Raw genomic sequence first — 24,379 nt, forward strand, 5'->3', positions numbered from 1 at the left:
CGCTCGCCCCTCGCTGCGGTGCTCCCGCAGCTGTCACGCGGCGACGGGCTGGTCCAGCACGGCCTTCAGCGTCGCGTGCAGGTTCTCCAGCAGGGCGACGTCGCGCAGCGGCGTCCGGCGGTCGGGGCCCACCGGCACCTTGAGCGAGATCGTCCGCACGGCGGCCTTGTAGGAGGCTCCGTCGGCCAGGCGGGCCAGCCGCATCTGCTTGGACTCCGGCAGGTCGACCGGGCCGACCCGGATGTTGCGGCCCTGCAGCGACACCTCGGTGACGCCCAGCGCCCGCATCGCCACCCGGAAGCGGGCCACGGCGAGCAGGTTGAGCACCGGCGCCGGAGGAGCGCCGTAGCGGTCGGTGAGCTCGTCGAGCACGGCCTGTGCCTGCTCGTCGTCGGAGATCGAGGCGACCTTGCGGTAGGCCTCCATGCGCAGCCGCTCGCCGGGCACGTAGTCGTGCGGGAGGTGCGCGTCCACCGGCAGGTCGACGCGGACCTCCACCGGCTCGGCGGGCGCCTCCTCGCCGGTGACCTGCGCCCGGTAGTCGGCCACGGCCTCGCCGACCAGCCGGACATAGAGGTCGAAGCCGACGCCGGCGATGTGCCCGGACTGCTCGCCGCCGAGGAGGTTGCCCGAGCCGCGGATCTCCAGGTCCTTCATCGCCACCGCCATACCCGCGCCGAGATCGGTGTTGTTGGCGATCGTGGTCAGCCGGTCGACCGAGGTCTCGGTGAGGGTGCGGGTCGGGTCGTAGGTGAAGTAGGCGTAGGCCCGCTCCCGCCCGCGGCCGACCCGACCGCGGATCTGGTGCAACTGGGAGAGCCCGAAGGTGTCGGCGCGATCGACGATCAGAGTGTTGGCGTTGGGGATGTCCAAGCCGGACTCGACGATCGTCGTCGCGACGAGGACGTCGTACTCCTTCTCCCAGAAGCCGACCATGATCCGCTCGAGCTCGTGCTCCTTCATCTGGCCGTGCCCGACGGCGATGCGGGCCTCGGGCACCAGGGAGCGGATCTTCGCGGCCGCCTTGTCGATTGACTGCACCCGGTTGTGGATGACGAAGACCTGCCCGTCGCGCAGCAGCTCGCGGCGGATCGCGGCGGCCATCTGCTTGTCGTTCCAGGCGCCCACGTAGGTGAGCACCGGGTGCCGCTCCTCGGGCGGGGTGAGGATCGTCGACATCTCGCGGATGCCGGTGAGGCTCATCTCCAGGGTGCGCGGGATCGGGGTTGCCGACATCGAGAGGACGTCGACCGCCGTCCGCATGGTCTTCAGGTACTCCTTGTGCTCGACGCCGAAGCGCTGCTCCTCGTCGACGATGACCAGCCCGAGGTCCTTCCACCGGGTGGTCGGCTGCAGCAGCCGGTGGGTGCCGACCAGGATGTCGACCTCACCGGCCGCGAGCTGCCGGAGGATCTCGGTGGTCTCCCTGTCCGACTGGAACCGGGACAGCACCTTCACCGTCACCGGGAACTGGGCGACCCGCTCGGAGAACGTCTTGAAGTGCTGGTTGGCCAGCAGCGTCGTCGGCACCAGGACGGCGACCTGCTTGCCGTCCTGCACCGCCTTGAACGCGGCCCGGATCGCGATCTCGGTCTTCCCGTAGCCGACGTCGCCGCAGATGATCCGGTCCATCGGCACCGTCTGCTGCATGTCGGCCTTGACCTCGTCGATGGCGGCCAGCTGGTCGGGCGTCTCCTGGAACGGGAAGGCGTCCTCCAGCTCGCGCTGCCAGACGGTGTCGGGGCCGAAGGCGTGCCCCTGCGTGGCCATCCGCGCGGAGTAGAGCCGGATGAGCTCGCCGGCGATCTGCTTGACCGCCTTGCGCGCCGAGCTCTTGGTCTTCTGCCAGTCGGCACCGCCGAGCTTGGACAGCGCGGGCGCCTCACCGCCGACGTAGCGGGTGAGCTGGTCCAGCGCGTCGGTCGGCACGAACAGCCGGTCCGGCGGCTGGTTCCGGCGCGACGGGGCGTACTCGACGATCAGGTAGTCGCGCTGACCGCCGTTGACCGTGCGGCTGATCATCTCGATGTAGCGGCCGACGCCGTGCTGCTCGTGCACGACCAGGTCGCCGGGCTGCAGCTGCACCAGGTCGACGGCGTTGCGCCGCCGCGCGGGCATCTTGACCGCATCGCGCATCGAGGTGCCGCGCTGACCGGTGAGGTCGTGCTCGGTGAGCAGCGCCAGCCCCACGCCCGGGAAGGCGAACCCGCTCTCGAGATTGCCCTGGGTGACGTGCGTGAGCCCGGCGTCGGGGGCACTCGCGACGTCGGGCACCAGCCGGACGCCGAGGTCGGCCTCGGTGAACTGGTCGGCGGCGCGCTGGGCGGGGCCGGGGCCGGCGAAGGTGACGACCACCCGCCAGCCGTCCCGGTGCCACCCGCGCATCCGCTCGACGGCGGCGCCCTGGTCGCCGTGGAAGCGCTCGACGGGCGCCGCCTCCAGGGTGACCTGTCGCTCGTCGTCCTCGGCCTGCAGTGTGAAGGCCCCGGTGGTCCACCAGGGCAGGCCGCGAATCCGGGCCGCGGCCTCGACCTCGGCGAGGTCGCGGAAGGAGGACGCTCCCAGGTCCAGGGGCGCCTCCCCGGCCTCCGCGGCGGTCGCCCACGAGGCGGCGAGGAACTCCTCGGCGGTGCGCACCAGGTCCGCCGCCCGGCTGCGGACCCGCTCGGGGTCGCAGACCAGGACGTGCGTGCCGGCGGGCACCAGGTCGGTGAGCAGCTGCATGGCGGCGTCGCCGATGAGGGCGGGGGTCAGCGACTCCATGCCCTCGACGGCGATGCCCTCGGCGAGCTTGCCCAGGATCTCCAGGAGACCGGGGTGCCCGACCGCCAGTGCCGCGGCCCGGGCACGCACCTCCTCGGTCAGCAGCAGCTCCCGGCACGGCGGCGCCCAGAGGCGGTCGGGGCGCTCGTCGAGCGAGCGCTGGTCGGCGGCGGAGAAGTACCGGAGCTCGTCGACCTCGTCGCCCCAGAACTCGACGCGCACCGGGTGCGGCTCGGTCGGCGGGAAGACGTCGAGCAGCCCACCGCGGACGGCGAACTCGCCGCGCTTCTCGACCAGCTCGACGCGGGTGTAGGCGGCGTCGGACAGCGCCTGCGCGATGTCGTCCAGCTCGGCGCTGTCCCCGGGCTTCAGCTCGACCGGCGTGAGGTCGCCGAGGCCCGGGGCCAGCGGCTGCAGGAGGCTGCGCACCGGGGCGACCAGGACGTCGATCGTGCCGTTGGCGCCGGGGTGGGTGAGGTCGCGCAGCACCGCGAGCCGGCGGCCGACGGTGTCCGCGCGCGGGCTCAGCCGCTCGTGCGGGAGCGTCTCCCAGGCCGGGAACACCTCGACCCGCCGGTCCGGGACGAAGCAGCGGAGCAGATCGGCGGTCGCGTCGGCGTCCCGTTCGCCGGCGGTCACCACGAGGACCGGCACCTGCGCGCCCCCCGGTGCGGCGAGGGCGGCGGCGACGAGCGGCTGCGCCGGCGGCGGCGCGGTGACGGCGAGGTCGGCGCTCCCCGCCGCGGCGACCACGCGGGCCATCCCGGGGTCGGTCAGGACGACGTCGAGCACGCCGCGCAACGTCACGCTTCACTCCTGGGAATCGGCAGGTCACACACGCCGCGCCGGTTGCGCGGGGGGCCTGCGTCCAGGTTAGCCGCGCAGGCCGGTGCCTTGCCCGGCCATCCGTCCGTCGATGCCTCCACGCGGTTCCTCCAGCACGAGCGCGCGGGTGGCATCGCTCACCGCCGCGGTCGACCGCAGGACATCGAACTGCTCGGTCACCCGCGTCCGCCCCCGCGCTCCCTCACGGACGGCGAGCTCTGGGTCGGCGAGCCGGGCGCTCACGGCCTCCGCAAGTGCGGCTCGGTCGTCGATCGGCACAACCGCGCCGGTCAGCTGCCCCATCGCCTCGCGCCCGCCGGCGACGTCGGTGGCGACCACGGATCGGCTCGCCGCCATGGCCTCCAGCGGCACCAGAGCCATCCCCTCCCAGCGCGAGGGCATCACCACGACGTCGGCGGCGGCGTACCACGGCGCCGGGTCGTCCTGGTGCCCGGCGAAGCGCACCCCCGCCACCGCTGCGAGCTCGAGGCGGAGCCGGTCCGGCCCGTCCCCCACGAGGATCAACTGGGCGTCGGGCACCTGGTCCCGGACGGCGGACCAGGCGCCCAGCAACAGGTCCTGCCCCTTCTGGCGGGTGAGCCGTCCGACGCAGACGGCCGTGGGGACGTCCGGCAGGCCGAGCGACGCACGCGCCGCCGCCCGGTCCTGCGGCGCCCAGCGGGTGACGTCGACACCGTTGGGCACCACGGTGGTCGGCGCCATGACGCCGGCCGTGCGACCACGAGCGGCCTCGGCCTCGCTGACCGTCACGATGAGGTGCGTCCACCGGGCGGCTACCCGTTCCCACCACCGGGTGACGCGACCCATCACCCCGTCGACGGCTTCGAACGACCAGGCGTGCGGTTGGAAGACGGTCGGGACCCTTCCCCGGACGGCCAGTCGCCCCGCAAGCCCCGCCTTGGCACTGTGCAGGTGGACCACGGACGGCGTCACCTGCCGGACGAGAGCAGCGATCGCCCACGTCTCGCGGACGACTGAGAGTCCGGGGGAACGGCTCGCCGCCCACGGGACCACCTGCCCCCCCGCCAGCCGAGCGGATCGAGGCAGCCAGCCGTCGTCAGGACATGCCACGACGACATCCCAACCCCGGCGCACCTGCTCGGTCACGAGGTCGACAACGACCTGCGGGACGCCGGCATCGACGGGCTGGGCCACGTGCAGGATTCGCATCGACGCCGCCCGCTCAGTAGGCGCCGGTACGGCCGAGGACGGCGCGGACGGTCCGCCACAGGATCGCCAGGTCGAACCCGAACGACCAGTTCTCCACGTAGCGGATGTCCAGCTCCACCGACTCCTCCCAACTGAGGTCGGAGCGGCCGCTCACCTGCCACAGGCCGGTGATCCCCGGCTTCACCAGCAGTCGACGATGCATGTCGGGCCCGTACTGCTCGACCTCCCTGGTGACGTGCGGTCGGGGGCCGACCAGGGACATGTGACCGGTCAGCACGTTGATCAACTGCGGGAGCTCATCGAGCGAGTACGTGCGCAGAAAGGCGCCGACCCGCGTGACGCGGGGGTCGTTGTGCATCTTGAACTGCACCGCGTTGCCCTGGTTGAGCGCCATCAAAGAACTGATCTTGGTATCGGCGTGGGAGACCATGCTGCGAAACTTGAGCAGGTCGAACTCCCGACCACGCTTCCCGATCCGTCGGTGGCGGAAGAACGCGGGGCCGGGGCTGGTCAGCCGGACGGCGAGCCCGATGGCGACCAACACCGGCAGGGACGCCAGCAGCAGCACGGCGGCCACCGTCCAGTCGAGCACGGACTTGAGCAGCCGACGTCCACCCCGGAACTGGGGCTCCTGGATCTGGATCAGCGGGAGGCTCGTGGTCGGGCGTATGTGCAGCCGGTTGGGATGCACCTCGATGAGTCCGGGACCGACCAGGAGCTCGACGTTGGTGCCCTCCAGCCGCCAGGCCAGGTCGCGCAGGTACTGGGCGGCGGTCTCGCTGGCGGAGGCGACCAGGACGGCGTCGGCCCCTACCTTGTCGATCGCAGGAAGCACACTTCCCAGATCACCCAGAACAGGGAGCCCGTCCTTGACGAGGGCGACGCAGTCCTCGGCACGCGGAATGCACGCCCCCACCACCCGGAGCCCCGCTGCCGTGTCCCGACGGAGCCGGCGGGCGAAGTCCGCGACCGCGACCTCACGCCCGACGAGGATCACGCGCTTGGTCATGAGGCCGCGGCGACGGGCCGCGTGCATCCTCCGCCGGTTCAGCAGGCGACCGAGCAGCGTGCCGGCGGTGGTAACGGGCACTGCGACGTAGGCCAGCAGATCGAGGGCAGGGCCCGACACCACCAGGCTGGCGTAGCTGAGGAGGACGATCGCGACCAGCCCGGCGACGAGCACGCGGCGGTACTCGTCCTCACCCGTACCGAGCCGGCGCTCGGCGTATCCGCCCAGCAGCCCCAGCGCGGCCACCCACCCACCGACCAGGGCGGCGACGAGCATCCGGTCCGGCGCGGCACCTGCCTGCGGGAGAACGCTGACGAGCGCGATCCCTAGGCCGGCGGACAGCAGGTCGCCCATGACCAGGGCGACGGTGTAGCTCACCAGCCATTCAGGTGCCTGGCGACGGCGTGCCGAGAACGGGTCGTACTCGGGTCTGGGGGGAAGCGGGGGCATGAGCGGCAGGTCGGGCGTGAGGGCCAGCGGCCGCTCCTGCCGCGATGGCCCCCCGGCCTCGCGACCGGTGCCGCCCTGCGACGCCGCCCCGTCCCGTCGCCCCGCGAGAGCACGTGGCCGCTCCGGCACCGCATCCGGCCCGTCCGGCGCACGAGGACTCGGCGGGATTCCGGTATGCGAACCCGCGACGTCGTCGGAGTCGCCGTCATCGACGGCAGACCCTGAGCCGTGAATCTGGGACACCAGACCTCTTCCGTGGGCGCCCGAGCGCGCTGATGTCGGCCCTCGTTGGGCGACGCCGTCGTACCGAGGCTGGCGATGTCGTAACCGATGGTCAACGCGGCATCACTCCATCGGAGGAGACGCCCGCGCAGGGCACGCACACCACGGTCAGCTGCCGGATCCGTCCGGTTCCGCGCGGAACGACCAGGCCGCGGACGAGGAGCTGCCCGGTCACCGTCAGCGGCCTCAGCGAGCAGCAGGTCGAACATCGGGAGCTCTGGTGCGCGGCGAGGTCGCCTTCCGCCTCGGCCGCGTGCCGGACAGGAGGTGGTGCTCGAGCTTAGGAACCGAGTGCGTGTACCGGGCGAGCGCTGAGCCGCTTCTCCTGCGCCCTTGCACGCGGTGCAGCACCCGGCGTCGGGCCAGCGCCGGCGAGTCGTTCTGACCATAAAGGGTGGCCCGCACTCCTCGGCGCGCTTCACGCCGCCTGGATGGGGTGACCATGAGAACTTCCCTCGACCTTCGGAGTGCGACGACCATGGCCGCTGACCGACCTGCCAACGGCACAGGGCCCCAGGCGGCCGGTGTGCCCCGATGAGCGCCACCGACGTCCGTCCGGTCGGGCGCGCCGCTCACGAGCCCGCCGTGAACGAGAACCTGCCGGTGGCTCACCGCCGCGCGGTACCCCGGTCCCGGGTGCTCGCCCTCACCGTTGCCGGCACAGCGCTGGTCGGTGCGCTCGCAGGTGCAGGCGTGGCTGCCGTCGCGACGGCCTACCGCGCCGAGGCCCTGGTCGACCTCTCCTCTGCGCTCTCGGCGACCAACGGCGGTTCGGTCGCCTCCACCGACCAGGCCGACCGGTTCGTCCAGACGGAGCTGCTCTACCTCAACAGCGCCACGTTCCGGGCATCGGTCGCGGCCGATGCCGGCGTCGCCGGGTCGGAGTTCTCCCTCACCGCCGCGCAGGTGGGCAGCACCGACGTCGTGCAGATCGCGGCCACCACAGACAACGAAGACCGGGCCGAGCAGCTCACCGACGATGCAGTGAGCGCCTACACCGCCTACCGGCGCGGTGTGCTCAACCAGGACATCAACGGTCTGGAGGACCAGCTCGCCGCCGCCGAGGAGGCACTCACCGACTCGCTGGCCGCCGGCACCATCGACGTCGCCACGCTGCAGGACCGCGTGACGTCGTTGCAGCGTGACATCGACCGCACCGGCGCCACGGCCGCCGCGGACGGCGCGGGCGGCACCGTGGTCGAGAGTGCGACCGACTCCGGCGCGCAGCCCACCACCTCCCCGGTCCTCGGCGCTGGTGCCGGCATCGCCATCGGTGTGTTCCTGGGCCTTCTCCTCGTCGCGGGGGCACGCGCGCTCTCCCCACGGATATCGACCCCCGACGATGCCTGTGAGACCGGTGTGCCGGTGGCGCGTCCTGAGCTGCCGGAGGCCACGCCTGGCTGGATCACCCGACTGGCCCAGCGGCGCTCGGACGACCCGGTGGAGAGCGCGGCGCGACTGCTGGCCGCACGCCTGCTGGGCGCCGACGCGGAGGGACGGCCGCTGGTCCTGGTGGGTACGACCGCCGGGGTCGGCACGAGCTTCACCGCCGTCAACCTGGCCGCCGCGCTGGCCCGCCGCCGGCCCACGGTGCTCGTGCCGGTCGGGGACGTCGCCGACGGACAGGTGGCCGACTGGTTCCGGCTGGCCACCGACGGGCCCGGGTTGCTGGAGGCCGCAGCAGCTGAGGACCTCGCGACGGTCCGCGCGACACTGCAGCCGACGCCTGTCGAGGGGCTGTCGGTACTCGCCGTGCGAACCGCCGCACGGTGGGAACCGGTCGAGTCCGCACTCGCGGGTCCGGCGCTGCCGCTGCTGCTGGAGGCCGGGTGGGCGGTCGTCGTCGATTGCCCACCCAGCACCCTCTCGACCGCCACCTTCGATCTTGCGCCGCTGAACCCCGTGGTCGGGCTCGTGGTGGCCACCAGACGGACCACCGGGCAGCAGCTGGCCGGCGCCGTCGAGCAGTTGCGGGGCGCCGGCATGATGCCGTCCGCGCTGGTGTTCGACCAGGGCCTGCCAGTGCGGCATCTGTCCGGCTTGGCAGTGCGGCATCTGTCGCGGCGCGGGGACGCCGGCTGATGTCCCTCCGCCTCAGTCTGGTGGTGACGACCGTCGGTCGAGTTCACGAGGTACTCCGGCTGGCGCGCTCCGTGGCTGCGACGTCGATCGCCGACCGTATCGAGCTCGTCCTGGTCGACCAGAGCGACGACCAGCGGGCCGTCCGGGCGCTGACTGAGCTGGCCCCGGCGGTGCACTGGCGTGCGACGACCTCCGGACGCGGCATCTCGGTGGGGCGAAACGCCGGCCTGCGCCTGGCCACCGGGGACGTCGTCGGCTTCCCGAACGACAACACCTGGTACCCCGAGGCGACGCTGCCCGCCCTGCTCGAGCGATTCACCGCCCGTCCGGATCTCGGCGGCCTGTGTGTCCGGCTGATTACGGCGGACGGGCGCCCGGCCATGCTCCGTTGGGCGCGCCGCGCCGCGCCGGTGAGCAGGCGCAGCGCCCATCGTGAGGTTGTCTCCCCGGGCCTGTTCCTGCGCCGCCGGCTCGTGGAACAAGCCGGCGGCTTCGACGAGCGGATCGGAAGCGGCTCAGCCGGCCGAGCCCAGTCCGGGGAGGAGTCCGACCTGGTCTTCCGGGTCCAGGATGGCGGGGGGCGCGTCGAGTACGACCCCGCCCTCGTGGTGCACAACGACGAGCCCCGCGACCAGGCCGCGCCCGCATTCATCAGGAAGATGGCCGGCTACGGGGTGGGCCAGGGCGTGCTCTGGCGCCGCCACCGGCTGCCGCTGTCCATCCTCGGGGCGATGCTTGCCCGCAAGCTCGTGGCCGCCCCGGTGCGCGCGGTTCGCGGGCGGCGGATCCTCGCCCGCGCCGATCTGGCCTGGGCCCGCGGCTGCGTGACCGGGTACTTGTCCCAGGAACCGTCATGAGTCCTCCGACAGGGACATCCGTGGCCGTTCTGGAACGTGGGGCACAGGCCGCAGCTCCTGCGCCGGTACCTCCGCGCGCCCCGGCGGTGGGTGCGTGGTGGCTGTCCCCTGCCGCCGCGGTGCTGCTCGTCGTCCCGGCGTCGCTGCTGGGCGCCTGGCTGTTCAGTGACGCCCGCTACCGGGCGGAGTGGTCGACGCCCAAGGTGCTGACCGGGGCGTTCACCATCGTGCTGCTGATGGGCCTGGCTGCCCTGGTTCTCGGGGCCTCCTGGGGCCAGCTGCGGGCCTCCCGGGTGGCGCTGGGTTGCTGGCCCGCCCTCTCCCCCGCCGACCGAACGATTCTCGGCCGGGCCGCAACCTGGACGTTCCGGGCCACCATGGCCGGCTACGTAGCGATGGGGGTCATCGGCCTGGCCCGCGGGGTGAATCCGCTGACGCTGCTCGTCACCCTGGTCACCTTCGCCACCAGTGACGACCTCAAGTCATCGTTCGCCCCGGTCGCCGGGCTCACCACGTTCACGCAACTGGGCATCGCCCACGTGGTGATCGCCGGACTGCTGGTGCGGCGACACCCCACCGTCGTCGCCGACCGGCTGGTCCGCCGGCGGCTGGTCTGGGTCCTCGTGCTGGGGGCACTGCGCGCATTCCTCCTCAGCGAGCGGCTGGCGCTTCTGGAGCTCGCGGTGCCTCTGATGGCGGTGGTCGCGCTGCGCCTGTCGGTGCACCGCCGGGCAGTCGCCCGCCGCGTCGTCCGGCTCGCCCCGGTGGTCCTGCTGCCTGTCCTGCCGGCACTGTTCGGCGCGTTCGAGTACACCCGCAGCTGGCAGTACTACAAGCTCCACGGAGGTACCTCGTTCGTCGACTTCGTCGTCGTCCGGTTCGCCGGCTACTACGCGACCGCCTACAACAACGCCGCGGTCGTCGACCTGCACGGCACCTTTCCCGGCCGGCTGCCCTACTGGGTGATCGAGTGGTTCTGGACGGCGCCGGTCGTCTCGCAGCTGGGTCTCTACCAGCGGCTCAGCGGCGGTTCGGCGACAGATAGCTACGCGGTGGCGGTGGACCAGTACGGCAACCCGGAGTTCAACAACCCCGGTGGTCTCGGGGTGCCCTTCGTCGACCTGGGCCTGGTCGGCGGTCTGCTGTTCCTCCTGATACTGGGCCTGGTGGCCGGCCAATGCTGGGCCGGCGCGGTGGCCGGACGCCCTTTCGGCATGCTGCTGTACCCGGTCGTCCTCACCGGGCTCTTCGAGCTGCCGCGCTATCTCTATCTCTGCCAGGGGCGGGTCCTCCCGACGCTCGTGGTACTCGTCCTGGTCGCCCGCCGGCTGCAGGGCGGTCCCTCCCCTGCAGCGGCACGGATCGGCCGCCGGCTACGACGGTCCATCCTGCCGAGGCGGCTACGGGTAGGTGCCCGGTGAGCCGGCGCCCGCTCCGGTGGCTGCTGCTGGCCACACACGTACCGGCGTCCGGTTCCGGCGGCGGCATGGTCCGCTACTGCGTCGAGCTGGCCCGGGCCCTGAACGACCGGCCCGATGTCGAGCTGCACGTGGTCGCTACCCCGGAGGCCGAGGAGTTCTTCGCCGGGCTGCTCGGCGCCTCGCGTGTGCACCTCATCCCAGGGCTGCCCGTCGCCGCACGATCCCTCGTCGAGCGTGTCGGGCCCCGACTGCTTCCGGTGTTAGACCAAGAGTGGGACGTCGTCCAGGGCGCCAAGCACCTGGTGCCGCGCCGCGCCGGCTCGGCGACCCGGCTGCTCACCGTGCACGACATGAACCCGCTGGACCGGCCGGGTGACTTTGGACGACTCAAGCGGGTCTGTCTGCGCCGTCCGTACCTGGCATCGGTCGCCGACGCGGATGTCATGGTGTGCGTCAGCGCCGCCACCCGCGCGCGACTGCTCGCCTGGTCGCCGGATGCCGCGATGCGCGCGGAGGTGGTGCACCTCGCGGCCTCGCCAGCACTGCTCGAGGCCGATCCGCAGCCGGTGGCCGAACTGGTCGGCCGGCCGTTCGTGGTCGTCGTCGGGGATGCGTCACCGCGGAAGAACCTCGCGCTCGCTTTCCGGGTGTGGGCGGCGGTGGCGGAGGAGCGACCGGATGCGACCCTGGCCGTCGTCGGGCCGCCGGCCTGGGGGCCGTCGCAGCTGGGCGCGGCGACGGCGCTCCTCGCCGACGGCCGGGTGACCCTGCTCGGCCACCGCAGCGACGGCGAGCTGTCCTGGCTCTACCGGAACGCGGCAGCGCTGTTGTGCCCCAGTCAACTGGAGGGCTTCGGCCTGCCGGTCGTCGAGGGCGAGGCGCTCGGCGTGCCGGTGCTTCTGTCCGACGACGCCGCGATGGGCGAGGTGAGCCGGCCGGGCACCACCGCGATGTCCCCGCACGACACCACGGCCTGGAAGCGCGCGGTCCTGGCCGCCCTGGACGGGCGGGTGACCGCGCCGCCGGTGCCCGAGCGACCGCGGACCTGGGCAGACGTCGCCCGCGAGACGGTGGAGGTCGTGTGGCGTGCCCGGTGACCGCTCGCTGATCAGCGGGGTGGCGCCGGCCGCGGCACCGCTCCGTGTGCTGCACATGACCGCCGCTCCCGGGGATGCCGCGGCCGAGACGCTGGCTGGCTACGAGCGGTCGCTCGGCTGGGACGTGCGGGTCGAGTCGGTGCGGCGGTTCCGTGCTGCGGGCGTCCCCGACTGCGACGTCGTCGTACTGCACGGCCGCCGGGTCGGGCTCGCCGGCCGGTTGGCGCTGCGCGGCGCCCGGCCTACCGTGCTGGCGCCCCGGCCGGGGACGTGGTGCACCGGGTGGTCCCGGCTGTGGGAGCGTTGGACGGCGGCCTGGGCCAGCGCCGTGCTGCTCTCGAACCCGGTCGATGCGGCCCGGGGCATCCGCCGTGGGGTGTGGGTGCCGCCGTTCGTGGTGGGCGACTCACCGGAATTGCAGGCCGTCGTCCTCACCCGCGCCTGCGCGTTCGGGGGCCCCAGCGCTCTGGTGTCCGTCGAGAGGCAGGCGCCTGCCGACCGCTGAGGCGGCGGCCCGCACCGCAACCATGGTCACACCCGTGTGACCATGGCCCGCAAAGTTGATCATGGTTCCCCGACCCAGGAGCGCGGACCGACCGAGCCTGCACGTGCGCACTCACGACCGGTCGAGCAGCGCCGCCGGTGGGCAGGTGCGGCATCGGTCGCTGCCGCCGTCCTCGTCCTCGTCATCGGCGGGGACCCCGTCGACAGGCAGGGCGATCAGCCCACGCCCGCGCCGCCGTCCCCGCCGCCCGGCCCGGTGGTCTCCGCGGTGGAGCGCGGCGCCGTGGGGAACGGGCGGGCCGACGACACCCGGGCGCTGCAGCGGGCACTCGACGAGTTGGCGCCCGGAGGAACCCTGCTGCTGCCGTCGGGGTACACCTTCGCGCACGACGACGTGCTCAAGGTCCGCACACCCGGAGTGACGCTGACCGGCGGCGGCAGCTTGCTGGCAACGGACGAGGAAAGATCCGCGGTGCGAGTGCTCGCGGACGACGTGACCGTGCGAGATGTCGAGGTCGGCATCGAGCGCACCACGCGCCGCTGGTCCGCTCCACAGCAGACCGGCCTCTGGCTCGACGGACACCGCGGCACGGTGGTCGAGGACGTCACCGTGCGCGACTCCGCCTCAGCCGGGGTGTTCGTGCAGGGCGCCGAGGACTTCCGGCTGATCCGGGTCACCGTCCGCGGTTCCCGGGCCGACGGCGTCCACATGACCGCCGGCGCACGGGGAGGCCTGGTCGAGGACGTCGCCACCGAGGACACGGGCGACGACGGCGTGGCGGTCGTATCGTACCTGGACGACCATGTGCAGGCGCACGACATCCGGATCGCGTCCCCACGGGTCGACGGCACGACCTGGGGCCGAGGCATCTCCGTCGTCGGCGGCCGCGACGTGACCCTCACGGACGTCGACGTCAGGGATACCGCGGCGGCGGGCATCTACATCGCCTGCGAGCGCGGGGAGTTCCGGACTCGGGTGCCCTCCGGGGTGCGCGTCAGCGGCGGCCGGGTGAGCGGCGCCAACCAGGTCGAGTCGGTCGACCACGGCGCCGTCCTGCTCTACAACGGCCAGGGCGAGGAGTCGCTGCGGAACGTCACCATCGACGACCTCCGGCTTCACGACTCGCGCGACTCGGCGAGCCGGCAGGTCGGGTTGATCGCCGACGCCGACGGACCGCTGCTGGGCATCACCTTGACCGGCATCGCAGTCACCGGGAAGGGCCCGGCGATCCTGCTCGCCAGCAACACCGAACGGCTCCGGGTCCACGCCAGTGGCTGGTCGGTGGACGGCGACCCGGTGCCCGACCGAGAGATCCAGGCAGCCACGCTCCGCTGATCCATGCCCCCCTTTGGGGTCGGAGGGGGAAGCGCCCGGGGGGTTCGCCGTCGATGATCGACCCGGGCCGTCCACACCACACGGCCGCAACCGGGGGAGGAATGAGCGTTGTGACGGCCGTACACGATGCAGAGGTCCTTTCTCTGCGCCCGAGCGCTGACCACGACCTCTGGGACGAGTTCGTCAGCGGGCACCCCGACGGGACCCCGTTTCACCGCGCGGACTTCCTGACCACGATCGGCTCCGTGCTGGGCCTCGAGGTACACCTCGCCGTGGCAGAGGCAGCGGGTGCGGTGCGCGGCGTCGTACCCATGCTGGTGCGCAACCGGGGGCCGGTCCTCCGGGTGAACAGGGGCCTTCCGGTGCCCTATGTGGGGCCACTGCTGGCGCCGGGGCACTCATTGGACGAGGCGCTCGGCGCGGTTCGCCGATACCTTCGTCCCCGTGTGATCGCCGCCTACGACGTCCAGTCGGTAACCCCGTTCCTCCCCCCGGATCAGAGCGGCTGGTCGTACGACAACAGCTACTCCTCGGCCTTCTGCCCCGTGCCGGGCACCGACGACGAGGGCCTGCTGAACACCCTGGCGAAGACGCAGCGGGCGCACGCTCGCCGGTCCGTCCGACGCGGTCTGGTCAGTGGGCCGGCGACCCGCCAAGAGGTGGCCGACCATTTGACTGCCTGGGCCAACGCACCCCTTCTTCGGCAAGGCCTGCCACCGCGGTGGCCGGTCGGCAGCCATCTGGCCGTGTACGACGCTTTGCCACGGGAGGTCTGTCTGGCCACCGCGGTCCGGCGCGACGGAGAGCCGCTCGCCGTCGGTCTCGCCCTCTGCTTCGCCGGTCGGATGGTCGGCTGGGAGGTGGGCATGAGCGAGGAGGGCCGGTCAGCCGGTGCCGGGACCCTGCTGCACGTGGCCGAGCTGGCGCTGGCCCGCGACCGCGGTATCGCTGAGCTGGACATCCTGGGTGCCCCGAGTCCCAGCCTGGAGAACTACAAGCGCAGCCTGGGCGCCGAGTTCCGCTCCCGCGGTGTCGCGAGCTGGGACGCGCCAGTGGTTGGCGGGCTGCGGCTCGCCCGCCGGGCAACCTCTCTCGCCCCGACCCGGGGCATCCGATGAGCGCCGTGACGGGGACCCCGGCAGCCTCCCCGGTCGCGCCCGCGCCGGGCCGCCCGACGGTGGTGTTCGCGGACGTCGAACCGTGGGAGGCATTCCTCCAGTTCGCGGCCGCGTTGCGCCGCCGTGGCATCCGGGTGGAGCGGCTCACCGCGGCCGACCGGTCGATCGTCCGCCGGATCAACGACCTGCTGCAGCGTCCGGTCTTCCGGCGGATCCATCCAGGGGTGGCATGCGACGCCGACGGTCATGTCGCGCCAGACGAGCTGCCGGTGCGGCTGCTCGCCGGTGCCCGGGCCGTCGAGGCCGTCGACGTCATGGCCGCGGCACTCGCCTCCGTCCATGCCTTGCCGCCGCGCACGGCCGACCCGGAACTCGAGCCGTTGCTCACCGACAAGCTCGCGATGACCAGGTATGCCCGGGACCACGGCCTGGCAGCGCCGGCCAGCTGGGCTGCCGAGGAGGACCATCCGCTGTCCCCTCCGTTCGTCGTGAAGCCTCGGTTGGGCGCCGGAGGTGCCGGGGTGGTGGTGGTCCGGGACCTCGCGCAAGCCACGCGCATCGCCGACGAGGCTCGCGCTGAGCCCGGACTCCTCCTCTGCCAGGAGTGGGCTCCCGGCGAATTGCTGCACGTGGCCGGAGTCGCGCGGCAGGGCGAGGTCCTACAGGCCGGCTGTTACCGCGACGTCGGGGCGCCGCGCACAGCGTTCGGGCCACCCTCGGAGATCCTGACCTTCGACGACCCGGAGACGCTGGCGGAGACGGCACGTCTGATGGCGAGTCTCCGCTACACAGGGGCCTTCTGCCTGGACTACGTCCGGGCCGCGGACGGTCGTGCTCTCCTGGTCGACTTCAACGCCCGCATCTTCGGGGCATGGGCCGCGCTCCAGACAGCCGGCCTGGATCTGGTGGGCGCCTACGCGTTCGCGTGGGAGCTGTCGTCCGTTCCGCCGGCCGGGGCGGCGCCGCCGGGTGTGCGCCTGCGCGTGCTGCCCGCTGACATGTCGCTGGCCGGGACCGACCCGCTGGGCGCCCTCCTGGTGGACCACCTGCGTGACGTGTCCGCGCACATGGGCCTCCTGGGCACGCGCTGGGCGTTGTCGACGTCCTGCCGACTGCTCAGCGCGACCCTGGTGCAGGCCGTACGGCGGGTGGTCCGGCGGCGAACGAGGACCTCCACCACCGCCGGGGCCCTCGGTCACCCGGCGGACGGCGCCACGCCGGACGTGGCCCGGTGGAAAGCATCAGCATGACGCTCACCGTGGAGCGGATCTCCCCCGACGAGCACCGGGGCTTCCTCGCCGAGCGGCCGGCCAGCTACTTGCAGTGCCCGGGATGGGCTGCGGTCAAGAACGAGTGGGGTGCCGAGCACCTCGGCTGGCGGGACGAGCAGGGACGGCTGGTGGGCGTGGCGCTCGTCCTGTACCGCCGGCTGCCGGTGCTGCGGCGTTCCCTGGCCTTCGTCGCCGAGGGGCCGGTGGTCGACTGGGCGGCGCACCCCCTGGGCGACGTCGTCGATCCGCTCACCGCACACGTGCGCGCCCGGGGGGCGGTCACCCTCCGGATGGGGCCAGACCTCGACCTGCACCGGTGGCACGCGACGACCGTGAAAGCGGCGGTCGGCCCCGGCCGCCGGCTCTGCGACCTCGCCCCGGATGTCACCGACCCCGTCGCCGAACAGGTCGCCAAAGATCTGGTCGCCCGCGATTGGACACGATCGCCCGAGGGCCTGGGCCTCTACGGTTCGACGCTGTACTCGTTCCGCGTCGAACTGGCCGGCCGGACCCCTGCCGAGCTCCTCGCCGGCATGAACCAGCAGTGGCGCCGCAGCATCCGCAAAGCGGAGAAGGCCGGGGTCCAGGTGGAGCTCGGCGGGGCCGCGGATCTGGGCGACTTCCACCGGGTGTACCTGGACACCGCCCGGCGCGACGGGTTCCTCCCGCACCCCCTGGAGCACTTCCAGCGCGCCTGGAACGCGCTGTCGGCCGAGGCCCCCGACCGGGTCCGGCTCTACCTGGGCCGGTACGACGGTGAGGTGCTGGCCGGCATGCTCGTGGTCACCGTTGCCGGCCTGGCCGGGTACGCGTACGGCGGATCAGCCAGCCATCGGAGAGAGGTCCACCCCAGCAACGCCGTCCACTGGCGGATCCTGCAGGACCTGCTCGCGGAGGGCACGGACGTCTACGACATGCGGGGGATCGACGACAGCCTCGATCCCGAGGACGGGAAGTTCGGCGTTCTGCGGTTCAAGGTGGGCACCGGCGGAGACGCCGTGGAGAACGTCGGCGATTGGGACCTGGCGGTGCGCCCCGTCCTTCACTGGCTGATCCAGAGGCTGTTGCCGTTGTGGGCCCGCGCCGGCGTGCGGGTACGGAACGCGCTGGTGAGCCTCCGTTCGCGCGGGTCCGAGTCGATGGCGTCCGGCGACGTCGGCCGATGACCGATCTGTCCCGGCGGGCCACGTTCGTCGGCGGCCTGTGGAGCGTCGCCTCCGTCGTCTTTCCCCTGATTTCCACCTTGCTGCTCTCGATAGTGATTGCCCGGCGTCTGGGGTCTGCTGAGCTGGGCGAACAGAGCGTCATCGCCTACGTGGGAAGCTCCGTCGCAGGCATGGTGGTCTTCGCCGCGACCCGATGCGCGATGCAGGTCATGGCCGCAGCTCACGGTCGGGGCGACAGTGGCCAGGCGGCGGCGATGGACCGGTTGTCCCGACGGGTCCACGTGGTCGCCGGTGTCGTGGCCGGCCTCGGCATGGCCTCCTTCGGAATCCTCCGGGACCATGCGCTGGCTTGGGCCCTGATCGGACTCGTGACCTTCATCGACGCGATCGGCTGGTCATACGGCGCCCGTCTCATCGCTCAGCGGGGCTGGCGGGCGGTCAGCCCGCTCCGGCTGATGAGTCAGATCGTCGCTGCCCTTCTCGGGGTCGTGGCCGTCCTCCTGGGAGGTGGGATCGCCTGGGTGTTCGCCGCTCAGGTCCTCACGTCGACCTGGCTCACGGTGATCCTGCGGCGACGCGATGAGCGCACCCGTCGCAGCGACGACGTGGCGCCGTCGAGACTGACCCTGCGACCGCTCGGGCGACTGTGGCTCCTCTTCATCCTGCTGGCGGCGCTCACCCAGGTCGTCGACAAGCGGATGGAACTACTTTTCCTCGACTTCTTCCGCAGCCCTCACGAGGTAGCGGTCTACGCCGTGGCGTTCAGCCTGGTGACCGTCGCGGTCACCGTTCCCGGTGCGCTCACCAGCGCTGCCATCCCCGGCATCGCGGCCGCCGGGGCAGCGGACGGGAGCGGGAGCCTCGGGGTCCACTTGCGGCGGGCGGCCCGGCTTGCTTCCGTGGCGGCCACCTTCCTGACCGCGGGGCTGGCGGCGCTTGGCCCGTCGGTGGTCGTGCTCTTCTGGGGCGCCGAGCTGCAGGACGCAGCGGCGATTCTCCCGTGGATGGCCATCAGCGTGCTGTTCGTACCGACCCGTGTGCTCCTCGAGGCGTACTGGACCGGCGTCGACCGTCTTCCCCCTGTGCTGTGGGCCACTGGAGCCGGCGCCCTCGCCGACATCGTCGTGGCGGCCGCACTGGTTCCGCCCTTCGGCATCGCCGGCGCGGTCGCCGCGAACGTCGCTGCGCAGGTGGTGGCCTGCGGGCTCCTCGTCGGCTACACCCGCCGTCACGCGCCAGGCGTGCGGACGTCGGGCCGTCACCTCGTCCGGGCGGGTGCACCGGCCATCGTTGCCGGCGCGGCTGGGTGGCTCGCCGCCGGGGCCTGTGCAGGTCCTGGCCCTCTGATCGCCCTGGTGGCCGGGGCCGGGGCGTTCCTCGCCGTCGTGGTGGTCGTCGGACTGGTGGGAGGCCTGGTGCCCGCGGAAGACGCCGACTGGCTGGTCGGCACGCTTCCGACCGCTGCCCAGCCGGCCCTGGTCACGGTCGGCGGCCTGCGCTGGGCCCAGGCACGCCGAGCTCCGGAACTCGTCGGCTGATCGGGGGCGGCCCTCCCCCGCGGACTCACGGCGATTCCGGTCAGCCAGCCGGGTACTCGCCCGCCGTGGAGCACTGATGGCGGTCCAAGCCTCTGCCGGGCGCCGACCGGCCACGACCATCCGTCGCGGCTGGCAGCTCCGGCGGTGCGGCTGGATCTCCGTCGGGTCAGGTCCGAGGGTGGACGACGTTCTGCGCGTCCTGGAGACCCTTGACGAGCAGTGCCTCCGCCGCGTCCGCAGCCTCCGCGATGAGCAGGTCGAGCTCCTTGCGCTCGACGGCGGAGAAGTCCTTGAGCACGAAGTCGGCCGGGTCCTGGCGGCCGGGCGGACGGCCGATGCCGACCCGCACGCGCAGGTAGTCCTTCGTGCCGGTCGAGCGGGTGATCGACCGCAGGCCGTTGTGGCCGCCCTCCCCGCCACCGCGCTTGAGCCGGACCGCGCCGAAGGGGATGTCCAGCTCGTCGTGGACGACGACGAGCTGCTCGGGCGACAGCTTGTGGTAGTCGAGCAGGCCGCGGACCGGGCCGCCGGACTCGTTCATGTACGTCAGCGGCTGGCCGAGCACGACCCGTCGCCCGGCCAGCCGCCCCTCCCCGGCCACCGCCCGGGCACGGGCGCCCTTGCCCGCGGTGAGCCGGATCCCGGCGCGCCGGGCGAGCTCTCCCAGGACCATCGCACCGACGTTGTGCCGATTCCCGGCGTAGGCGGGGCCGGGATTGCCCAGCCCGACCACCAGGAACGGCCCCTCGGGGACGGGGGACGCCGCAGGGGCGCCGGCGGTGCCGGCGCCCCTGCGGTCGGTGCTCTCGGTCAGCAGATGCCTCAGTCGTTCGTGCTGTTCTCGGCGGCGTCCATCGACTCGCCGCTGCCCTGGTCGAGCGGCTCGGGCACGACGTCGCCCTCGCCGACGCCCTCGGCAGCCTCGTCGGACTCCTCGCGCTCGATGCCGGCCTCGGCCTCGGCCTCGGCGAGCTCGGCCTCGAGAGCCTCGGCGGTGGGCGCACCCAGGAAGCCGATGACCAGGGCCTCGGAGTCGGTGATCAGCGTCGAGCCGGCCGGCAGGACCAGGTCGCCGGCGGTGATGTTCTGGCCCGCGCTGCGGCCGGTGACGTCGACCTCGATGCTCTCCGGGAGCCGGGTCGCGTCGGCCTCGATGGAGACGGTGTTCAGCTGGTGGTTCGGGATGGCGTCGGGCGCGGGCTCGCCCACGACGACGATCGGCACGTCGACCGTCGTCTTCTCGCCGCGGCGGACGAGCAGCAGGTCAACGTGCTCGTGCACGCGGGTCAGCGGGTCGCGCTGCACGGCCTTGGTCAGGGCCAGCTGCTCCTGGCCGTCCAGGACGACGGTCAGCAGGACGTTCGAACCGCCGTTGCGCAGCGCCGCGGCGAACTCGCGAGCCGGCAGCGACAGGTGGACGACGTCGTGGCCGTGCCCGTAGAGAACGGCCGGGATGCGGCCGGCACGGCGGGTGCGACGGGCGCTGCCCTTGCCGAACTCAGTGCGGGTCTCGGCGTCGAGGCGGAAGTCAGCCACGGTGGTGTACTCCTCTGAAGGGTGGATCGGTCTGCGGTCCGGCGACCGGGCGCAGCACACCCCACGGGGCACACGCACGTCGATCACGGAGTACGGACGGACCGTCTCCCTCGCCGGGCAACGCGGGCCAGATTACCTCAGCGCGCCGGGGCCGACGCAGGGGACCGTCAGCGGGCGCGGATGACCGCGTCGAGCACCAGCCGGGCGCACGCCTCGACGTCCTTGCCCGTGGTGTCCACGGTGACCTCGGCGTCGGTGGGCGCCTCGTAGGGGTCGCTGATCCCGGTGAACGCCGGGATCTCCCCGCGGCGGGCCTTCGCGTAGAGCCCCTTGCGGTCGCGGGCCTCGCACTCGGCCAGCGGGGTGGCGACGTGCACCAGCACGAAGCTGCCCCGCCCCGCCTGGGCCTCGACCTCGCGCCGGACGTCGGCCCGCACCGCCGCGTAGGGGGCGATCGGGGCGCAGACGGCGATTCCGCCGTGCTTGGCGATCTGCGCGGCCACCCAGCCGATCCGCCGCACGTTGGTGTCGCGGTCCTGCTGGGAGAACCCGAGCCCCGCCGACAGGTGGTGGCGGACCTCGTCGCCGTCGAGCAGCGTGACCGCCGAGCCGGCCTCGAGCAGCAGCTCGACCACGCGACCGGCGATCGTCGACTTGCCCGCGCCGGACAGGCCGGTGAAGAACAGCACCTGCCCGCCCGTCCGCGCCGGCTCGGGATCGACCCGCTCGCCCAGCAGGGTCCCGCCGTACGCGGCGGCCAGGTCGGCCCAGGCGACCTCCGGGTGGGCGGCGGTCACCGGCACCAGCACGAGCTCCACCTCGCGCCCGGACGCGCGGACGTCGGCCCAGGCGGCGGCGCCGGCGGAGACGGCGGCGGAGTCCGCCGGCGTCCCGGCGACGGGCAGCAGCGCCAGGACGCGCGCGGGCAGCTGCGTGGCGTCGGCGGGGGGCCGGCCGACCCAGGCGGCCGGTGCCGACCAGCCGCGCTCCGCCAGCCGCTGCGCGACCTCCGCGGGCGAGCGCCAACGCGGGATCTCCGCCACCGCCAACCCGTCGCCCTCGCGGACGGCCACCGGCACGCCCTGGGCGTCCTCGAACGCGTCGCCCGCGGGCAGGTCGGGCACCGGGGCGCTCAGGCCGAAGTGGTGGCGCGCCACGGCGGCGACCTGGGCGTCACTGAGTCTGGAACGAGCGGGCACGCCGGCCATCCTCCCAGGGCGTCGGCCCGGCGCCCAGCGACGCGAGCGGGTGCGTGCTCAGCTGGCCCCGTCGAACAGGCTCGTGACCGACCCGTCCTCGAAGACCTCCTTGATCGCGCGCGCCAGCAGCGGCGCGATCGAGAGGACGGTGAGCTTGTCGAACCGGCGGGCCGGCTCGATGGGCAGCGTGTTGGTCACGATGACCTCGCTGACCTTGCTGTTGGACAGCCGCTCGACGGCGGGGCCGGACAGCACGCCGTGCGTAGCGGTGACGATGACGTCCGCGGCGCCGGCGTCGAACAGCGTCTCCGCGGCCTTCACGATCGTGCCACCGGTGTCGATCATGTCGTCGACCAGGATGCAGAGCCGGCCCTCGACCTCGCCGACCACGCGGTTGGCGACAACCTCGTTGGCGACCAGCGGGTCACGGGTCTTGTGGATGAACGCCAGCGGCGTGCCGCCGAGCTTGTCGCTCCACCGCTCGGAGACGCGGACCCGGCCGGAGTCGGGCGAGACGACGGTGATGTCCCGGTCGCCCCAGCGCTCGCAGACGTGGTTGACCAGCAGGTCCAGCGCGAAGAGGTGGTCGACGGGACCATCGAAGAAGCCCTGGATCTGGGCGGTGTGCAGGTCGACGGTCATCAGCCGGTCGGCGCCCGCGGTCTTGAACATGTCGGCGACCAGGCGGGCGGAGATGGGCTCGCGCCCGCGGTGCTTCTTGTCCTGCCGCGCGTACGGGAAGAACGGCGCGACGACGGTGATCCGCTTGGCCGACGCGCGCTTGAGCGCGTCGACCATGATCAGCTGCTCCATGAGCCAGGTGTTGATCGGGGCGGTGTGGCTCTGCACCACGAAGGCGTCGCAGCCGCGCACCGACTCCTCGAAGCGCACGAACAGCTCCCCGTTGGCGAACTCGTAGGCGGCCGTCGGGGTGGGCGTCACGCCCAGGTGACCGGCGATCTCGTCGGCCAGCTCGGGGTAGGCCCGACCGGAGAAGAGCATCATGCTCTTGTTCGTCGTCTGCCGGATGGCACTCATCGGCTCGATGTCCCTAGCTGTCGTGGTCCGCGCGGGAGGACTCGGACCGGTCCTCCCGGGGCGCCCCGGTCCGGCCCTCGGCCGCCGCCGCGGCCTCCGCAGCGGGCGTTCCGGACCGTCGGCGACGAACCCAGCCTGCCACATTCCGCTGGGGCGCCCGAGCGACGGCCATGGCCCCGGGGGGCACGTCGGAGGTGATGACCGACCCCGCGGCGGTGTAGGCACCGTCCCCCACCGTGACCGGCGCCACGAGCATGGTGTCGGAGCCGACCCGCACGTGGTCGCCGATGGTCGTCCGGTGCTTGGTCACGCCGTCGTAGTTCACGAAGACGGTGGCCGCGCCGATGTTCGCGCCCCGGCCGATGGTGGCGTCGCCGACGTAGGACAGGTGCGGCACCTTCGACCCCTCCCCCACCTCGACGTTCTTGGCCTCCACGAAGGCGCCGACCTTGGCGTCGCCCGCCAGCCGCGTGCCCGGGCGCAGGTAGCTGAACGGGCCGACGGTGGACTCCGGCCCGATGACGGCCCCGAGGCAGTGCGACCGGACGACGGAGGCCCCCTCCCCCACTTCGGTGTCGACCAGCGTCGTGTCCGGCCCCACCTCCGCGGCCGCCCCGATCGACGTCACCCCTTCGAGCTGGGTGCCCGGCCTCAGGACGGCGTCGGGGCCCACCGAGACCGTGACGTCGACCCACGTGGTCGCCGGGTCGACGACGGTGACCCCGCTGCGCATCAGCTCGTCGAGGACCCGGTCGTTCAGGGTCCGCCGGCGGGCGGCGAGCTCGCGGCGGTCGTTGCAGCCGAGGACGTCGTCGGGGTCCTCGGCGACCACGGCGGCGGTGGGCGCACCACCGGCGACCAGCGGGGCCAGCGCATCGGTCAGGTACTGCTCGCCCTGGGCGTTGTCGGTCGCCAGCCCCGCCAGCACGCGCCGCAGCGTCCCGGCGGCGGCGACGTAGACGCCCGCGTTGACCTCGCGGATCGCGCGCTGCTCCGCCGTGGCGTCCCGCTCCTCGACGATGGCCTGCGGCGCCCCGCGCTCGTCCCGGACGATCCGGCCCAGTCCGGTCGGGTCGTCGACCTCGGCGGTCAGGACCGTGAAGACGCTGCCGGCCGCGTCGTGCGCCGCCACGAGGGCGTCGAGCGTCCGGGTGGTCAGCAGCGGGGAGTCCCCGTTGACGATCAGGACGGCGCCCTCGATGTCGGGCACGGCGGCCAGGGCGACCGCGGCCGCGTGCCCCGAGCCGAGCTGCTCCTCCTGCAGGACGGGCATTGCGGTGGGCGCGATCTGCGCCAGGTGCTGCTCGACCTGGTCGCGACCGGAGCCCACGACCACGACCGTCGCGCCGGCGCCCAGCGGCGCGGCGGCTGCCAGCACGTGGCCGAGCATGCTGCGCCCCCCGAGGGCGTGCAGCACCTTGGGCCGCGACGAGCGCATGCGCGTCCCCTGCCCGGCGGCCAGGACGACGACGGCGGCCACCGGCGGGGCGGGTGCGGGGGCGGCGGGCTGCACGTGGGTCACGGATCTCCTCGGTCGGTGACGACGGACGTCTGGCTGGGGGACTCGGACTCGAACCGAGACTTCCCGGCTCCAAAGGCCGGCGGGCTGCCGATTACCCCATCCCCCATCCCGGTGCCGGTGCGGCCCGGGGGCGCCGGTGCACGGCCGCCCGGAACGAGCCTAGGGCCCGGTGGC

18 protein-coding genes and 1 tRNA gene are annotated in these 24,379 nt (G+C 73.0%); 10 read left to right on the forward strand and 9 right to left on the reverse strand.

What is annotated here, in order from left to right:
• Window positions 1-33: 33 nt before the first annotated feature.
• The 3 genes from mfd to ACI791_RS04235 all read right to left on the reverse strand — a co-directional run bounded on the left by mfd (window position 34) and on the right by ACI791_RS04235 (window position 6,166).
• The gene (gene mfd / locus ACI791_RS04225; RefSeq protein WP_456584897.1) at window positions 34-3,570 is read right to left on the reverse strand and encodes a transcription-repair coupling factor; all 3,537 of its coding nucleotides are present in this window, start codon (window positions 3,568-3,570) and stop codon (window positions 34-36) included.
• 66 nt (window positions 3,571-3,636) lie between these two features.
• Window positions 3,637-4,779, reverse strand: coding sequence for a glycosyltransferase (locus tag ACI791_RS04230; RefSeq protein WP_456584898.1), 1,143 nt, complete (start codon window positions 4,777-4,779; stop codon window positions 3,637-3,639).
• 13 nt (window positions 4,780-4,792) lie between these two features.
• Window positions 4,793-6,166, reverse strand: coding sequence for a sugar transferase (locus ACI791_RS04235; RefSeq protein WP_456584899.1), 1,374 nt, complete (start codon window positions 6,164-6,166; stop codon window positions 4,793-4,795).
• A 1,047-nt stretch (window positions 6,167-7,213) separates the two neighbouring features.
• Here ACI791_RS04235 and ACI791_RS04240 point away from each other — a divergent pair.
• From ACI791_RS04240 to ACI791_RS04285, 10 genes are all read left to right on the forward strand, one after another.
• On the forward strand, window positions 7,214-8,602 hold the full coding sequence (locus ACI791_RS04240; RefSeq protein WP_456584900.1) for a hypothetical protein: 1,389 nt from the start codon (window positions 7,214-7,216) through the stop codon (window positions 8,600-8,602).
• Window positions 8,602-9,459 (forward strand): glycosyltransferase family 2 protein, encoded by an 858-nt coding sequence (locus tag ACI791_RS04245; protein ID WP_456584901.1) that lies wholly within the window; start codon window positions 8,602-8,604, stop codon window positions 9,457-9,459. The genes ACI791_RS04240 and ACI791_RS04245 overlap by 1 nt, the downstream gene beginning before the upstream one ends.
• 119 nt (window positions 9,460-9,578) lie before the next feature.
• On the forward strand, window positions 9,579-10,880 hold the full coding sequence (locus ACI791_RS04250; RefSeq protein WP_456584902.1) for a hypothetical protein: 1,302 nt from the start codon (window positions 9,579-9,581) through the stop codon (window positions 10,878-10,880).
• The gene (locus ACI791_RS04255) at window positions 10,877-11,977 is read left to right on the forward strand and encodes a glycosyltransferase family 4 protein (protein WP_456584903.1); all 1,101 of its coding nucleotides are present in this window, start codon (window positions 10,877-10,879) and stop codon (window positions 11,975-11,977) included. Before ACI791_RS04250 ends, ACI791_RS04255 begins: the two co-directional genes overlap by 4 nt.
• Window positions 11,967-12,482: a hypothetical protein gene (locus ACI791_RS04260; RefSeq protein ID WP_456584904.1), complete on the forward strand. Its 516-nt coding sequence runs from the start codon at window positions 11,967-11,969 to the stop codon at window positions 12,480-12,482. The genes ACI791_RS04255 and ACI791_RS04260 overlap by 11 nt, the downstream gene beginning before the upstream one ends.
• A gap of 267 nt (window positions 12,483-12,749) precedes the next feature.
• A complete protein-coding gene (locus tag ACI791_RS04265; protein ID WP_456584905.1) occupies window positions 12,750-13,817 on the forward strand; it encodes a right-handed parallel beta-helix repeat-containing protein in 1,068 nt (355 codons plus the stop codon).
• Window positions 13,818-13,870: 53 nt separating this feature from the next.
• On the forward strand, window positions 13,871-14,935 hold the full coding sequence (locus ACI791_RS04270; protein ID WP_456584906.1) for a GNAT family N-acetyltransferase: 1,065 nt from the start codon (window positions 13,871-13,873) through the stop codon (window positions 14,933-14,935).
• Window positions 14,932-16,185, forward strand: a complete 1,254-nt coding sequence (locus ACI791_RS04275) for an ATP-grasp domain-containing protein (protein ID WP_456584907.1) — start codon at window positions 14,932-14,934, stop codon at window positions 16,183-16,185. The genes ACI791_RS04270 and ACI791_RS04275 overlap by 4 nt, the downstream gene beginning before the upstream one ends.
• Window positions 16,167-17,372 (forward strand): lipid II:glycine glycyltransferase FemX, encoded by a 1,206-nt coding sequence (locus ACI791_RS04280; protein WP_456584908.1) that lies wholly within the window; start codon window positions 16,167-16,169, stop codon window positions 17,370-17,372. The genes ACI791_RS04275 and ACI791_RS04280 overlap by 19 nt, the downstream gene beginning before the upstream one ends.
• Entirely contained in the window at window positions 17,369-18,910 is a 1,542-nt protein-coding gene (locus tag ACI791_RS04285; protein WP_456584909.1) for a lipopolysaccharide biosynthesis protein, read from the forward strand. Before ACI791_RS04280 ends, ACI791_RS04285 begins: the two co-directional genes overlap by 4 nt.
• Before the next feature lie 166 nt (window positions 18,911-19,076).
• Here the strand turns inward: ACI791_RS04285 and pth are convergent, their stop codons facing one another.
• The 6 genes from pth to ACI791_RS04315 form a co-directional block, all read right to left on the reverse strand.
• Window positions 19,077-19,643, reverse strand: coding sequence for an aminoacyl-tRNA hydrolase (gene pth / locus ACI791_RS04290; RefSeq protein ID WP_456584910.1), 567 nt, complete (start codon window positions 19,641-19,643; stop codon window positions 19,077-19,079).
• Window positions 19,644-19,732: 89 nt separating this feature from the next.
• Window positions 19,733-20,446 carry a 50S ribosomal protein L25/general stress protein Ctc gene (locus ACI791_RS04295; RefSeq protein WP_456584911.1) on the reverse strand — a complete coding sequence of 238 codons (714 nt, stop codon included), beginning with the start codon at window positions 20,444-20,446 and terminating at the stop codon, window positions 19,733-19,735.
• Between the two features lie 167 nt (window positions 20,447-20,613).
• Window positions 20,614-21,645: an adenylyl-sulfate kinase gene (cysC, locus tag ACI791_RS04300; protein WP_456584912.1), complete on the reverse strand. Its 1,032-nt coding sequence runs from the start codon at window positions 21,643-21,645 to the stop codon at window positions 20,614-20,616.
• 57 nt (window positions 21,646-21,702) lie between these two features.
• Window positions 21,703-22,683, reverse strand: coding sequence for a ribose-phosphate diphosphokinase (locus tag ACI791_RS04305; RefSeq protein WP_347059389.1), 981 nt, complete (start codon window positions 22,681-22,683; stop codon window positions 21,703-21,705).
• A 13-nt stretch (window positions 22,684-22,696) separates the two neighbouring features.
• On the reverse strand, window positions 22,697-24,205 hold the full coding sequence (gene glmU / locus ACI791_RS04310; RefSeq protein WP_456584913.1) for a bifunctional UDP-N-acetylglucosamine diphosphorylase/glucosamine-1-phosphate N-acetyltransferase GlmU: 1,509 nt from the start codon (window positions 24,203-24,205) through the stop codon (window positions 22,697-22,699).
• 30 nt (window positions 24,206-24,235) lie between these two features.
• Window positions 24,236-24,311: transfer RNA gene (locus tag ACI791_RS04315), tRNA-Gln, on the reverse strand.
• Window positions 24,312-24,379: the final 68 nt, after the last annotated feature.

The organism is Blastococcus sp. SYSU DS0973, from assembly GCF_054051055.1.